This window comes from Aeribacillus sp. FSL K6-8394 (assembly GCF_038008865.1).
GTDB classification, from domain to species: Bacteria; Bacillota; Bacilli; order Bacillales; family Aeribacillaceae; genus Aeribacillus; species Aeribacillus composti.
The window spans coordinates 1,380,178-1,395,358 of sequence record NZ_JBBPAA010000001.1 but is presented as its reverse complement, the minus strand read 5'-3'; the positions used below and the strand labels follow the sequence as shown (position 1 = coordinate 1,395,358).

16 protein-coding genes are annotated in these 15,181 nt (G+C 38.7%); all 16 read left to right on the top strand.

Going from position 1 to position 15,181, the window contains the following annotated elements; genetic code table 11:
* Positions 1-211: 211 nt before the first annotated feature.
* The 16 genes from prsW (at position 212) to spoIVA (ending at position 14,677) form a co-directional block, all read left to right on the top strand.
* Complete coding sequence (prsW, locus tag NSR00_RS06525) at positions 212-883, top strand: glutamic-type intramembrane protease PrsW (RefSeq protein ID WP_066251976.1); 672 nt, start codon at positions 212-214, stop codon at positions 881-883.
* 92 nt (positions 884-975) lie between these two features.
* The gene (gene sleB, locus NSR00_RS06520) at positions 976-1,929 is read left to right on the top strand and encodes a spore cortex-lytic enzyme (protein WP_094246145.1); all 954 of its coding nucleotides are present in this window, start codon (positions 976-978) and stop codon (positions 1,927-1,929) included.
* 14 nt (positions 1,930-1,943) lie between these two features.
* Positions 1,944-3,287, top strand: coding sequence for a germination protein YpeB (ypeB, locus tag NSR00_RS06515; protein ID WP_340787721.1), 1,344 nt, complete (start codon positions 1,944-1,946; stop codon positions 3,285-3,287).
* A gap of 95 nt (positions 3,288-3,382) precedes the next feature.
* Positions 3,383-4,030, top strand: a complete 648-nt coding sequence (locus tag NSR00_RS06510; protein WP_340787718.1) for a flagellar brake protein — start codon at positions 3,383-3,385, stop codon at positions 4,028-4,030.
* 44 nt (positions 4,031-4,074) lie between these two features.
* Complete coding sequence (locus tag NSR00_RS06505) at positions 4,075-4,260, top strand: DUF5359 family protein (protein ID WP_232515564.1); 186 nt, start codon at positions 4,075-4,077, stop codon at positions 4,258-4,260.
* Between the two features lie 79 nt (positions 4,261-4,339).
* Complete coding sequence (cmk, locus tag NSR00_RS06500) at positions 4,340-5,011, top strand: (d)CMP kinase (protein WP_063388604.1); 672 nt, start codon at positions 4,340-4,342, stop codon at positions 5,009-5,011.
* Positions 5,012-5,014: 3 nt separating this feature from the next.
* Positions 5,015-5,599, top strand: a complete 585-nt coding sequence (locus NSR00_RS06495) for a lysophospholipid acyltransferase family protein (RefSeq protein WP_340787715.1) — start codon at positions 5,015-5,017, stop codon at positions 5,597-5,599.
* Positions 5,600-5,749: 150 nt separating this feature from the next.
* A complete protein-coding gene (gene rpsA, locus NSR00_RS06490) occupies positions 5,750-6,895 on the top strand; it encodes a 30S ribosomal protein S1 (protein WP_094246143.1) in 1,146 nt (381 codons plus the stop codon).
* A gap of 846 nt (positions 6,896-7,741) precedes the next feature.
* Positions 7,742-8,338, top strand: coding sequence for a YphA family membrane protein (locus tag NSR00_RS06485; protein ID WP_063388601.1), 597 nt, complete (start codon positions 7,742-7,744; stop codon positions 8,336-8,338).
* Positions 8,335-9,237 carry a YIEGIA family protein gene (locus tag NSR00_RS06480; RefSeq protein ID WP_063388600.1) on the top strand — a complete coding sequence of 301 codons (903 nt, stop codon included), beginning with the start codon at positions 8,335-8,337 and terminating at the stop codon, positions 9,235-9,237. Before NSR00_RS06485 ends, NSR00_RS06480 begins: the two co-directional genes overlap by 4 nt.
* The gene (locus tag NSR00_RS06475; RefSeq protein ID WP_066251964.1) at positions 9,228-9,416 is read left to right on the top strand and encodes a capping complex subunit for YIEGIA; all 189 of its coding nucleotides are present in this window, start codon (positions 9,228-9,230) and stop codon (positions 9,414-9,416) included. The genes NSR00_RS06480 and NSR00_RS06475 overlap by 10 nt, the downstream gene beginning before the upstream one ends.
* 189 nt (positions 9,417-9,605) lie before the next feature.
* Positions 9,606-10,916 carry a ribosome biogenesis GTPase Der gene (gene der / locus NSR00_RS06470; RefSeq protein WP_063388598.1) on the top strand — a complete coding sequence of 437 codons (1,311 nt, stop codon included), beginning with the start codon at positions 9,606-9,608 and terminating at the stop codon, positions 10,914-10,916.
* Between the two features lie 19 nt (positions 10,917-10,935).
* Entirely contained in the window at positions 10,936-11,979 is a 1,044-nt protein-coding gene (locus NSR00_RS06465; protein ID WP_340787711.1) for an NAD(P)H-dependent glycerol-3-phosphate dehydrogenase, read from the top strand.
* A 114-nt stretch (positions 11,980-12,093) separates the two neighbouring features.
* Positions 12,094-12,294 (top strand): DUF2768 domain-containing protein, encoded by a 201-nt coding sequence (locus NSR00_RS06460; protein WP_063388596.1) that lies wholly within the window; start codon positions 12,094-12,096, stop codon positions 12,292-12,294.
* Positions 12,295-12,314: 20 nt separating this feature from the next.
* On the top strand, positions 12,315-13,028 hold the full coding sequence (locus NSR00_RS06455) for a hypothetical protein (protein ID WP_082829632.1): 714 nt from the start codon (positions 12,315-12,317) through the stop codon (positions 13,026-13,028).
* Positions 13,029-13,198: 170 nt separating this feature from the next.
* A complete protein-coding gene (gene spoIVA / locus NSR00_RS06450; protein ID WP_063388595.1) occupies positions 13,199-14,677 on the top strand; it encodes a stage IV sporulation protein A in 1,479 nt (492 codons plus the stop codon).
* Positions 14,678-15,181: the final 504 nt, after the last annotated feature.

The window sequence follows — 15,181 nt, the reverse complement described above, 5'->3', positions numbered from 1 at the left end:
CATTAAAGTTTCATTTTTTTCATGCTTATTTTTGATTTTCATTTTGTCATATACATGTTACCATTTTATCAAAAGGATGTTTTTAACAACTTACAGCTGCTCTAACATGAATCATCATTTCTCATTCTTTTATTTTGTTTTATTTTAAAAGGAATATTCTGATAAATCTATACATAAATAAGGAGATACTAGAAGAAAAGAGGCTGTCATTATGATCGCGATTATTACAGCAGGCATTGCACCAGGGCTGGCAATACTTTCATATTTTTATTTGAAGGATCAATATGAAATGGAACCCCTTTACATGGTTGTTCGGACGTTTATTTTCGGTGCGCTGCTTGTTTTTCCAATTATGTTTATTGAATACGTTCTCGAAACAGAAAATGTATTTCCCTCTTCTTTTTTACAAGCTTTCTTTGCTTCGAGTTTATTGGAAGAGTTTTTTAAATGGTTTATTTTTTATTTTACAATTTACTCCCATTTTCATTTTGATGAACATTACGATGGAATCGTTTATGGTGTGTCCATCTCTCTCGGCTTTGCGACATTGGAAAATATTTTATATTTAATTGCGAACGGTGTGGAGTTTGCATTCGGGCGCGCAATTTTTCCAGTCCCAAGCCATGCATTGTTCGGTGTCATCATGGGGTATTATTTAGGAAAAAGCAAATTTTCGAATGATAGGCTTAAAAAAAGATGGCTCTTTTATTCTCTAGTTATTCCGTTTCTTTTGCACGGAACGTACAATTATATCTTGCTTTCCAATGAAGACTGGAAGTTTTGGGTCACTCCGTTTATGGTGTTTTTATGGTGGTTTGGGCTTCATAAAGCAAAAAAAGCGCGCATGGTATACAAGCAAAATATCGAAACAATATCAGGATAAAAAAATTTTTGAACCGGCATGAGCCGGTTTTTTTGTTGTATAAAATGACATCTACTACAGAAAATACATGTAACGATATAAAGTGAGGAGGCATGATGATGGGAAAAAACATGAAATATCTGCTCGCAAACGCTTTTGTTTTAATCGTTTTTCTTATTCTTTCTAACAATCAGCTGCATGTTCATGCTTTTAGCGAACAAGTGATTCAGAGAGGTGCGACAGGTGATGATGTCATTGAACTGCAGGCAAGACTTCAATATAACGGATATTATCATGGGAAAATTGATGGGGTATATGGATGGAATACTTATTGGGCAGTTAGAAAATTTCAAAATAATTTCGGACTTAAAGAAGTAGATGGTTTAGTTGGTCCTGAAACAAAACAAAAGCTTATCAATACGACAAAATATTATAAGTCTTTTGTCCACGAACAAATTCGAAAAGGCAGAGACTTTACCCATTATGGCGGAGTGCCGCTAAAAATCCAAACAGCGCCTTCTGAGGAGCTGCGCGCAAAATGGCGGAAGCAAACCGAAAAAAATCTCGCAAAAAATGTACCGCCAAAAAAACAACAAGCTGGTCAGGCTGGACAAGGGCAAAAGCAGGCTGCTCCTAAACAGCAAGCAGCCCAAAATAAACAACAAACAGGGAAATCGGTACAGCCGATGGCGGTGAATATGCCTGGAGGCTTTTCACAAAATGACTTAAATCTTTTAGCCAATGCCGTTTACGGAGAAGCCCGCGGCGAGCCTTATATTGGTCAAGTAGCAATTGCGGCAGTTATTTTAAACCGACTGAACAGCCCGACATTTCCAAATACGGTTGCTGGTGTTATTTTTGAACCGGGTGCTTTTACAGCTGTCAGCGATGGACAAATATATTTGACACCAAATGAAACAGCGAGAAAAGCGGTGATGGACGCCATTAACGGGTGGGATCCGACAGAAGAAGCTCTCTATTATTTCAATCCGGATACAGCAACAAGCCCATGGATATGGACGCGGCCGCAAATAAAGAAAATCGGAAAACACATATTCTGTGAATAGTGAGGTGATTCAATATGTTTCGGGGATTATTAATCGGGTTGCTAACAGTGGCCTTAATCGGAACAGGCTACTGGGGATATAAAGAACATCAGGAAAAAAACGCCGTATTAATTCATGCAGAAAACAATTATCAGCGGGCTTTTCACGATCTAACTTATCAAGTGGATCAGCTTCATGACAAAATTGGTGAGACACTCGCCATGAATTCAAGAAAGTCGTTGTCACCGGCGCTGGCGGAAGTTTGGAGAATTACATCGGAAGCGCACAATGATGTCGGTCAGCTTCCGTTAACTCTTTTGCCATTCAATAAAACAGAGGAATTTTTGTCAAACATTGGGAAATTTAGTTATCAAACAGCAGTGAGAGATTTAAACAAAAACCCGTTAACGGATCAAGAATATGAGACGTTAAAAAAATTGTATAAAAATGCAAAAGACATACAAGACGAATTGAGAAACGTCCAGCATTTAATCTTAAAAAACAATCTGCGCTGGATGGATGTTGAACTCGCACTAGCATCAGGGCAAAAACAAATGGACAATACGATCATTGATGGATTTAAAACGGTAGAAAAAAATGTTGAAGGCTATTCCGAAACTAATTTCGGTCCAACGGCAACAGCGCTGCAAAAGCCTAAAAAAGGATTTGAACAATTAACAGGAAAGGAAATATCAGAGCAAGAAGCAAAACAAATCGCAAAACGATTTGCCCCTAAAAATGTAGAACGAGTAGATGTAACAACAAATGGTAAAGGATCAAACATTCAGTTTTACAGCATTACTATGCATGATAAAGGAAATAAACATGATGTTTATATGGATATCACGAAAAAAGGCGGTCATTTAATTTATTTATTGCACAACAGAGATATTAAACAACAAAAAATCAGCTTAAATGAAGCATCCAACCGAGCAACGGAATTTTTGAAAAAGCTAAAATTTAAGGATTTAGAGCTTTATGAGAGTGCACAATATGACAACATTGGTGTTTTCACATTTGTTTCTAATTACAAAGGTGTACGTCTATATCCTGATGCAGTTCGTTTAAAGGTAGCGTTGGACAACGGAGAAATTATAGGTTATTCTGGACATGATTATTTAGCAGCGCACAAAAAAAGAAATTTGCCGAAACCGGCTATTACAAAAGAAGAAGCGAAAAAATCAGTCCATTCTAACGTTGAAATTCAGGAGGATCGATTAGCTGTTGTGACAAATGATGCCGGCGAAGAAGTGCTGTGCTATGAATTTTTAGGAACGATTGACCAAGACACGTACCGCATTTTCATCAACGCAATGGACGGAACGGAAGAAAAAGTGGAAAAATTGCAAAGTGCTGAACCGTTATTCAGAGAAATTTAATCACAAAAAGGGGAGTCGATTTTTAGGCTTTCCCTTTTTTTCATTTCATGCTTTAATAAATGTAGAGCGCTTATTACATTGAAAGAGTGGTAACGTTGATAAAAATTGGTACGATGATCACATTGGAACTTTCTGGCCAAGATCAAATACTAAAATGCAAACTTGTGGACCAAGAAGAAAACATTCTTTATATTGATTTTCCTATAAATAGCAAGACAGGAAAAACTGTTTTCTTACCAGACGGCACCGAGCTCGTTGCAACATTTGTGAACAGCGAAAAAAAACCGTATAAATTTCGTACTAAAGTTCTTGGCAAGAAAAAAGATAACCTCCCGATGATCATGCTTCAGGCACCTGAGTATATGGAGGAGATCCAAAGGCGGCAATTTGTCAGAATCGAGACAGCCGTTGATGTAGCCATACACGCCATTAATCAGGAATTCGCCCCATTTACAACAGTTACAAACGACATAAGTGCTGGCGGCATTTCAATCATTATTCCAAACGGAGCGGAAGTACCGCTAAATGAAAATATACATATTTATATGGTACTAACTTTTATGGATGGCACAATTGAATATTACAAATTAACAGGGAAGGCGCTCAGAGTTATGGAAGCGGATCATCAAAAATTCGCATCCATTGCATTTATCGACATTGACGAAAAGACGCGGCAAAAATTGATTCGCTTTTGCTTTGAACAGCAGCTGCAAATGAAAAAGAAAGGAATTTTGAATGAATAATACCGGCAAGGCTGTCCATACTATTTATAAAAAATGGCAAAAGGATGTTTTTTGTGAAGCGCTTTGAACAAATATTGATCAAATTGATCATTATACAATTCATTATGTTAATTGCCGCTCAGCTTTTTTTGCGCCATTCTGAATTGAAGCCATATTTATCAAAAGCCGTGCAATATGAAGGTGTTGGAAACATGTCCATCTCCGAATGGGTGGAAACTATCAGCCGCTAAAAGAGCAGGAAACCCCTGCTTTTCTTTCTGTATTCCAAAAAAATAGATACATATTTTTTGAAACTAGCTAGGAGGTATTATGAGTAAAAAAATTTCCATTGCAATCGACGGTCCGGCAGCTGCCGGGAAAAGCACAGTTGCCAAAAAAATCGCAAAAGATTTAGGCTATACATACATTGATACGGGTGCGATGTACAGAGCTCTCACTTTGAAAGCTTTACAGAATGGAATTTCTTTGGAGGATGAAAAAGCGCTCACCAAGCTTTTGAATGAAATGACGATTGAACTGAAGCCGGTAAATGAAGGTCAGCAAGTGCTAGTAAACGGTGAAGACGTAACGGCGATTATCCGTTCCAATGAAGTAACAAAGCATGTTTCCACTGTTTCCAAACATCCTAATGTACGGGAGGAAATGGTGAAAAGGCAAAAACAGCTTGCAGGAAACGGCGGCGTTGTCATGGATGGCAGGGATATCGGCACTCATGTGCTGCCGAATGCGGAGTTGAAAATATTTTTAAAAGCTTCTGTAGAGGAAAGAGCAAAAAGAAGGTATGAGGAGAATTTAAGAAAAGGTTTTACATCCGATTTAACACAATTAAAGAAAGAAATTGAAGAAAGAGATAAGCTTGATTCCACGAGGGCAACTGCCCCATTAAAAAAGGCGCCGGATGCCGTCGAAATCGATACAACTTCATTGACGATTGAAGAGGTGGCGGAATTAATTAAAGAATTGGTAAAAGAAAGGCTGTAAGAAATGGGTAAATTTTATCAATTTGCAAAGGCAATTGTTTACTGCTTTATTAAACCGCTCTTTCGGGTCGAAGTGATCGGAAAGGAACATTTTCCAATGGATGGTGCCGTGCTGCTTTGTTCCAATCATATTAATAATTTGGACCCTCCGACGATTGGTATCGTTTCACCAAGGCAGCTCCGTTTTATGGCTAAAGAGGAGCTGTTTAAAATTCCGGTTTTCAGCCTGATCGTCCGGGCATTAGGGGCGTTTCCGGTCAAAAGGGGCTTTTCCGATCGAGAGGCGTTAAGAACAGGCTTGAAAATATTAAAAGAAAGAGAAGTTTTAGCCATTTTTCCGGAAGGAACGAGAAGCAAAACAGGTGAACTCGGAAAAGGTTTGGCTGGTGCAGGTTTTTTTGCCTTAAGATCAGATTGTGTCGTCTTGCCATGCGCCGTCGTCAGTTCTTACAAACCGTTTCGGAAAACGAAAGTCATTTTCGGCCCAGCCATTGATTTTACATCTTGTCGAAACAAAAAAATTTCAGCTGAAGAAGCGACCGATAAAATCATGACAGAAATTAGAAATTTGCTCGAAAAATATAGGTAATCAATGGATTTAACTTGACAAACGGAATTTTTTGTTAGAACTTATAGAAAAGAGGTATTTTTCATTCTATTTAGAATAGCTTGTGACATACTAAATAGAATGGTACATATTTTGTTGAGTTGCTATGGCTTGACCAAGGAGGTAAATGGTATGGTAGAGGACATCAATCAAGGTGAAGTTTTTGTGCCTGAAGTGGGAGACGTTGTAGAGGGAACTGTAACAAAAGTGGAAGATAAGCAGGTGATTGTTGATATTAAAAATTGCAAACAAATGGGCATCATTCCGATTAGTGAACTGTCTAGTTTGCATATTGAAAAAGCTTCAGATGTTGTAAAGGAAAATGACAAGCTTGAACTAGCGGTCATTAAAGTTGAGGAAGAAGCAGTCATTTTATCGAAAAGCAAAGTGGCTGCGGATAAAGCTTGGGTGGAATTAGAGAGAAAATTTGAAAATAAAGAAGTATTTGAGGCAGAAGTGAAGGATGTCGTAAAAGGCGGTTTAGTGGTAGACCTGGGCGTCCGCGGATTTATTCCTGCTTCATTGGTTGAACCTCACTATGTTGAGGATTTTTCAGATTATAAAGGAAAAACATTGACATTGATGGTTGTGGAGCTAAACCGTGAAAAAAATCGAGTGATTTTGTCTCATCGTGCTGTAGTGGAAAAAGAGCAGGAAGAGAAAAAACAGCAAGTGCTTCAGTCGATTCAGCCTGGTGATGTATTGGAAGGAACAGTCCAACGTTTAGCCGATTTCGGAGCCTTTGTTGACATCGGCGGGATTGACGGTCTTGTACATATTTCTCAGATCTCTCATGCTCATGTAGATAAACCGTCAGATGTGCTTCAAGAAGGCGAAAAGGTAAAAGTGAAAGTTTTGTCTGTCGATCGGGATAATGGACGGGTTTCACTATCGATTAAAGAAACATTGCCTGGTCCATGGGAAAACATTTCTGAAAAAATCAAATCCGGTGATGTTGTCGAAGGAACTGTACAACGCCTCGTCTCATTCGGAGCTTTTGTTGAAGTTTTACCTGGAGTAGAAGGTCTTGTCCATATATCGCAAATTTCTAAAAAACATATAGGCACTCCTCAAGAAGTATTAGAAGAAGGACAAAAGGTAAAAGTAAAAGTGCTTGATGTAAATGAAGAAGAGAAACGGATTTCCTTAAGCATAAAGGAATTGGAAGATGATGGGACCGGTAGTGAAGAAGATTTTCGCAAATATCGTCCGAAAGAGGAATCGACAGGATTTCAACTAAGCGAAATGATCGGAGAGCAATTAAATAAATTAAAATAAAGACAAAGGCGATCATCACGAGCTGCCCCTTGTCAAGGTGACAGCGGAATAAAAAATGTTCTAAGCGGCTTTATCTCTATATTCCATAGGGCTGAGGCCGTTTAGTCGTTTTATGAGGGTAATTTGTATCGATTGCCAATCCTCAAACGAAATCTACGTTTCGTATTTGAGCGTTCTCCATAAAGACTCCATAAGCACCGCCCAGCATATAACGAGCTGTTTTATCATCTTCTCCACTGCTGTTCTTTTCATAAATCCTTGAGAATGATACGCTCCATCCTCGCTGTAATAAGCTGTTATTGTTCGAAGCCTCGCCTAGTATATAGCTTCCATATCACTTCAATAAGCTGTATTTTGAGTTCTGCAGTACCGGTTCTATTTTTGCTAAGCTGCTCTATATCGTGATTATATGTGCGAACAAAATTCTTCGCTGCTTTTAATAAGCAAGCGATACGTCCGTTTTGCGTTCGTATCTCTATTAAAAATCAAAACTTGTGCAGATAAACAAGTGATACATCCAGCCTGTATTCATTAGCCCACAATTTTTTTGCAGAAAAACTCCCTCCTAAAAAACAAATAATGATTTAGAAGCCTTTTTTTATGAAAAGAAATTATACGGACATTCTGCCATTAAACAGATCGGCTTATGAGTTCTAAAAAAATAGCGAAAATTCATTTCTTGACGGGCAGTGAAATGTTTACATTTTTCTCTCACAGCAATCCATCAGCAATCAATTCTCCCACAGCCCTTTAACTGCTTTTTATACGTTTTTAGCTTTGATTTCAAAATTTGTACGGTTAGCATCCATAAATTTTTCACATAATGGAAATAGTAGGAGGTTGGAGATGGAAGGAATATATTATTATTGGTTCATGTGGATGATTTGGGTAATTGTAACATTTTGGCTTCCAAAAACGGATGCTCGTTTTTGGCTCTCCTTTTTTATATTGTTAAATATTTTAGGAAGTGCAACGTTTATACACTTTACACAAATACATGTTGGTTTTTCGTATATCTTATTTGCTTTGCTTAGTTTTTTCATCTTGTATAGAACTAAGCGTTTATTTTATTCATTATTTTCCGTTTTGATCATTACGGTTGCCTATGCAGGAGTCAAGCTGTTTTATTTATTTGATCCTGTCTGGTTTTTACTTGACGTTCAGATGTATTTATCTATATTAGGAGTCATTTTATCCAATATGCTGAGCAAAGATTTTTTTGAAGGAATGGCATTTTTTATATTGGGATCTTGTTACGGAGAAGCTCTTTTTTCGTCTGCAGTTTATTCTTATTATCGGCCGATTGTAATAGGCGACTTTCCTTTTCTTGATATGCTGTCAATCGGAATCTTTTCATTGCTCATATGGGCTTCATTCAAAACATTCGCTGCTTCTTTAGAACATATATTCAAAAAACATGCAAGGGAGAGGCAAGGGTCATGAATGAATACACGCTTCCTATTTTTTATGGTGTCTTCGTAGGTGTGTTAGCCCGTCTTTTTATGCTAAAAACCGATTATCGCCAATATCCCACATATTTGCACGGAAAAATTATTCATATCGCACTTGGATTTATAGCAGCGGGACTCGGCACGATTGCTGTTCCGGCCATAATGGAAAAGGAGTTTACTGCCATTACTTTTTTAACGTTGGCTGCATCGCAGTTTCGCGAAGTCCGCAACATGGAAAGAAATACACTGTCAGAGCTCGATCAATATGAGCTTGTTCCTCGGGGAAGTACATATATTGAAGGAATTGCAATCGCCTTTGAAAGCAGAAATTATTTAGTGATTTTCACATCTTTATTTGTTACGCTTGCTTATTTAATCTTTGGCTTTTGGATGGCTCTTGTGATGACGGTCGTTTGCTTTATCATTTCTAAAGTGTTAATGTCTGGAGGCACATTGAAAGATATTGTTGACATTCAATATGTAAAGCCGCATTTTGACGGTGCAGGCTTGTATGTCGATGACATTTATATTATGAATATCGGCATCCCGGAAAAACGTGAACTAGTTTTAAAATATGGCATGGGGTTTATTTTGACACCAAAATCATTTGATGCGAGAACAACGATTGCCAACATCGGACAACGTCAGGCGATTCTCCATGATGTCTCAACTGCGCTGGGCGTAAACCGCGATGCGGGTGAACCATCATTAGTCCCATTGGCAAAACGAGATCTTGAGGATGGAAGAGTCGGCGTGTTTGTGCTTCCTCAAAAACATGATTTGGATATTGCCATTCGAGTGATCAGCAACGTGCCAACGCTTGAAAATGCCATTCGCATGCCGACGGAGTCGAAGGCAAATAGGAAAGGTGAGAAAAAACGATGGTTTTAGAGAAAGCGGTTTTAGCGGTCGTTACGACAAATGAGAAAAAAATAAAAGGCGGTGCACCTGTTTTTATTTGTGATAACCAAAAAGAAATGGATTCGATTGCAAAAAATTTAGAAGCGATTCTAGATGGAATTGCTCATGCCATAAGCGAGGAAATATATATCATTGTGAAACATTTTTAAGGCAGTTGTTCAATTTCATAAACTGCTATATAATAGGGTAGTTGGAAAAAAGCTTGGTAAAAAACTTCCGGGGCATGCCGAAAAAGGAGTTAGGCGAAAACATGCTGCGATTTCTTGAAGGCGTAGCCCCTTTAACATTATACATAGTGAAAAATGTGATGAGTTTTAAATTAGGAAGGAAGTTTTAGTATGCCGAAACCTGTTGTGGCTATTGTCGGTCGACCAAATGTCGGCAAATCGACGATTTTTAATCGAATTGTCGGTGAACGTATTTCAATTGTAGAAGATATACCTGGTGTTACCCGTGACCGTATTTATGCACCTTGTGAATGGCTGAATTTCCAATTTAACTTGATCGATACAGGTGGAATTGAAATTGGGGATGAACCGTTTCTAGCACAAATTCGCCATCAGGCGGAGATTGCGATTGAAGAAGCGGATGTAATTATTTTCATTACTAACGGTCGAGAAGGCGTAACTCCCGCTGATGAAGAAGTTGCAAAAATATTGTACCGCTCAAACAAACCCGTTGTCCTTGCCGTTAATAAAATGGACAACCCGGATATGAGGGAAAATATATATGAATTTTATTCTCTTGGCTTTGGAGAACCGTACCCGATATCAGGAGCGCATGGGCTCGGACTGGGAGATCTTTTGGATGCAGTATGCAAACATTTTCCAAAACCCCAATCAGAAAATGATGATGAAGGCATCATTAAATTTTCTTTGATTGGCCGACCAAATGTCGGCAAATCTTCCTTAGTAAATGCTATTTTAGGAGAAGAAAGAGTGATCGTCAGCGAAATTGCTGGAACAACACGAGACGCTATTGACACTAAGTTTACGTATAACAAGCAGGAGTTTGTCATCATTGATACAGCTGGCATGAGAAAAAAAGGAAAAATTTATGAGACAACAGAAAAATACAGTGTTTTACGGGCGCTTAAAGCGATTGAACGCTCTGACGTAGTGTTAGTTGTTTTAAATGCAGAGGAAGGAATTATTGAACAAGACAAGCGAATTGCTGGCTACGCCCATGAAGCCGGGAAAGCCGTTGTCATTGTAGTAAACAAATGGGATGCAGTGGAAAAAGATGAAAGAACGATGAGAGAGTTTGAAAAAGATATTCGCGATCAATTTTTATTTTTAGACTATGCGCCAATCGTCTTTTTGTCCGCAAAAACGAAGAAGAGATTGCACACATTAATGCCTCAAATTATTCTTGCCAGCGAGAATCATGCGATGCGTGTCCAAACAAACGTATTGAATGATGTGATCATGGATGCCGTTGCTATGAATCCGACTCCAACGGACCACGGTACGAGATTAAAAATCTATTATGCAACACAAGTTTCTGTTAAACCGCCTACATTTGTCATATTTGTAAATGATCCGGAGCTTCTTCATTTTTCATATGAACGTTTTTTGGAAAATCGTATTCGCGATGCATTCGGGTTTGAAGGAACCCCTATTAAAATCATTGCGAGGAAAAGAAGATAAATAAAAGGAAGTGAGTAATTTGACGAAGGTGGCAATATTGGGAGCTGGAAGCTGGGGAACAGCGCTTGCAATTGTTCTTTGCGACAATGGTCATGAAGTGCATCTTTGGGGACATCGGAAAGAACATATAGAAGCGATCAATCGTACAAAAAAAAATGAGAAATATTTGCCAAATGTCCCATTGCCGGACAATTTAACCGGATTTTATTCCTTAAAGGATGCGGTTGAAAATGTGGAAACGATTGTCTTGGCAGTCCCGACAAAAGCGATAAGAGAAGTGCTGAGTCAATTAAGAGAAGCCATTGATCGGCCGATTTTAATTGTCCATGTTTCAAAAGGGATTGAGCCGGGTTCATTAAAAAGAATTTCCGAAATTATTGAAGAAGAAATGCCTCCTCACCTTTTGAAGGACGTAGTTGTATTATCAGGTCCAAGCCATGCGGAAGAAGTGTCTTTGAGACAGCCGACAACAGTGACTTCTGCGAGCAAAAATATTCAAGCAGCAAAATTTGTTCAAGATTTATTTATTAACCGTTATTTTCGTGTGTATACGAATCCGGATATAATCGGGGTTGAAATTGGAGGAGCGCTGAAAAACATTATTGCTTTAGCTGCCGGAATCAGCGATGGCCTTGGATACGGGGACAATGCGAAGGCTGCTTTAATAACTAGAGGATTGGCGGAAATTTCAAGATTAGGCTGTAAAATGGGTGCCAATCCATTAACGTTTTCTGGTCTTGCCGGAATCGGCGACTTAATTGTCACTTGCACAAGTGTGCATTCCCGCAATTGGCGTGCCGGCCATTTGCTAGGAAAGGGCAAAAAACTAGATGAAGTTTTAGAAAGCATGGGAATGGTTGTCGAAGGAGTAAGAACAACAAAAGCAGCTAAACAGCTCTCTGAAAAATATTCAGTAAAAATGCCGATTGCCAATGTCCTTTATGAAGTGCTGTTTCACGAAAAAGATCCGAAAGAAGCAGTCGAAGCGCTTATGGCGAGAGTTAAAACGCATGAAATGGAAGATCTTGTGAACATATTAGAAAATCGAAATGAAGAACTGTAGCACATTTCCCAGCTGCTTCAGTTTTTTTTTGAATTCGATTCTTATATGGAAAACAATTGCGTGAAAAAGAGCATATGTTAAAATGATTGGTAGGAATAGAAGGAGTGGATCACAATGTCAGAAGGTCTAATGAAAATGTGGATTGCCCTCACAGCGATGGCCTTTATGTTTATCGCGGTCTTTTCCATATACTTGAGCCGTTTTAAACTAAAAGGATTTTTGAAATCTATCACAGCAGTGATTGCTTATTTTTTTATGATTTTAGCAGGAATTATCATTTTTTTCGTAGTCTTTTCCGGACCGACAAGCGAGTAGGCAAAGTGAGGAAGACGAGGATGAACAAGAAAAGCATAATGAAATCTTTCATCTCTATCATGTTTGTTTTGCTTTTATCTGGATGTTTATACCCAGAAGAACGATTACATAAAAATGAAATACCTTATGAAGCGCAAATACAATCCGTGCAAAAAGCAGTAGAACAATATAAAGCTGATACGGAAGGGCTTTTGCCGATTAAAACGAGAGACAAATCAACTCCTATTTATGAAAAATACCCTATTGATTTCAATCTGTTGATTCCTGAATATTTGCCTGAGCCCCCTGGCACCGCGTTTGAAAATGGAGGTATTTACTTATATGTTTTAGTCGATGTGGAAAAAAATCCAACCGTAAAGCTGATCGATTTACGAATAGCAGAGGCGATCCGTGAACTAAAGATGAGGATCAATGCTCATGAATATCCTCCTTATGAAAAGCAAATAGCGAAAAATGTATTTACACTGAACTATAAAAAGCTAGGATTAAAAGAGCCTCCTCATGTGAAGAGTCCGTACTCAGGGGAAAATCTTCCGCTTGTGATCGACAACAATCGAGAAGTTTACGTTGATTACAGCTTAGATTTATACCGTGCCATTAAGGAATCAAAAAGATCATTCAAAGAGGGGGAAGATATCCGTCATTTGCTAGTAGAAAACTCCCCGTTCGTCCCTGCATTTTCCCTTCCATATACTGTGAATGAAAAAAATGAACCGGTATTTTTAATAAAATAAGTCATGAACCTTTTTCTTAAGAATACAATTTAAGAGAAAGGTTCTTTTCTTTTTGGAAGAAATTCTTTTTTTACAGTCATAACTAGATAGGACAACATCATAAATATGTAATGACTAAAGAATTGTAAATGTATGGATGTTATAAGACTTGAAAGTCGGGAGGGAATCACTTGGAAAAGGTAGATATTTTCAAAGACATTGCAGAGCGAACTGGCGGCGATATTTATCTAGGGGTCGTTGGTGCAGTTAGAACCGGTAAATCAACATTCATAAAAAAGTTTATGGAATTAGTTGTTCTTCCCAATATTGAAAATGAAGCGGATAAAGCACGTGCTCAAGATGAGCTCCCTCAGAGCGCAGCAGGCAAAACCATTATGACAACGGAGCCAAAGTTTGTCCCGAATCAAGCGGTCACCGTCCATGTTGATGAAGGCCTTGATGTCAATATAAGATTAGTAGATTGCGTAGGATATACAGTGCCTGGTGCAAAGGGATACGAAGATGAAAATGGGCCGAGAATGATCAACACTCCATGGTATGAGGAGCCGATCCCGTTTCATGAAGCAGCGGAAATTGGCACCCGCAAGGTTATTCAAGACCACTCAACAATCGGTGTAGTCGTCACAACAGACGGTTCAATCGGCGAAATTCCTAGAAAAGATTACGTAGAAGCGGAAGAACGAGTAATTGAAGAGTTAAAAGAAGTCGGAAAACCATTTATTATGATTATTAATTCTGTGCATCCTCATCATCCGGATACGGAGGCTTTAAGAAAAGAATTAAATGAAAAATATGATATTCCAGTTCTTGCTATGAGCGTGGAAAGCATGAGGGAAATTGATGTAACGAATGTATTGAGAGAAGCGCTTTTCGAATTTCCAGTCTTGGAAGTCAATGTGAATTTGCCCAGCTGGGTGATGGTGCTGAGAGAAGATCATTGGCTTCGCACGAGCTATCAAGAAACGGTGAAGGAAACAGTAAAAGATATCAAACGTCTGCGTGATGTCAATCAAGTTGTCCAGCAGTTCAGTGAGTATGATTTTATTGAGCGGGCTGGACTAGCTGGTATTCAAATGGGCCAAGGGATTGCGGAGATCGATTTGTTTGCGCCGGATGAGCTGTACGATCAAATTTTAAAAGAAGTTGTCGGTGTTGAAATACGCGGGAAGGATCATCTGCTTGAGCTCATGCAAAATTTTGCACACGCTAAGGCGGAATACGATCAAGTAGCCGATGCTTTAAAAATGGTAAAACAGACAGGTTACGGCATAGCAGCACCGGCTTTATCAGATATGAGTCTGGATGAACCGGAAATTATCCGCCAAGGATCGAGATTCGGCGTCCGGCTCAAAGCAGTCGCACCTTCCATTCATATGATTAAAGTAGATGTTGAATCTGAATTTGCGCCGATCATTGGCACAGAAAAACAAAGTGAAGAGCTTGTGCGTTATTTAATGCAAGATTTTGAAGAAAATCCTTTGTCCATATGGAATTCCGATATATTCGGAAGAAGCTTAAGCTCGATCGTCAGAGAAGGAATACAGGCAAAATTGTCGTTGATGCCTGAAAATGCCCGCTACAAATTAAAAGAAACATTGGAAAGAATCATCAACGAGGGGTCAGGCGGGCTCATAGCAATCATATTATAAAAGATCAAAAGGTCAAAAACAACGGTTTTTTGGCCGTTGTTTTTTTCACAAGGGGCAAACGAGTGAGCCCTGTTTTTTTTTGACAAGAAGTTCTGCCCTGCGTTTTCCGGCCTTTGAAAAGACACATCATTTTTTTTTAAAGGTTAAACAACTTAGCGAAAAAACCGAATTTGAAGGTATTCGTACTGAAATAATTTTATTAGGCGGCGGAAGCTGTCGCTTTTCGATGCGTTTTGTTCAACATCTTCCAGTCGAAAAGGTTTGAAATTTGTCTTAGAATTTTCCGTAATGCTTTTAATGTGTTTCAATTGGTAGTAAACAACATTGTTTGATTCGAATAAATAGAGGGTCAAATAATCAGTTTTTACATCAAGCAGCAAACCGCTTTTGCTTTCAGGGCCGCCTCTATTCACCTTAATCATTTTTCCAACAAGCGACTTTACATATTGATAAAAATTTTCTCAAGTTGCGGTCATTTTCTTTAACCTCCCTTGGCATTCAATC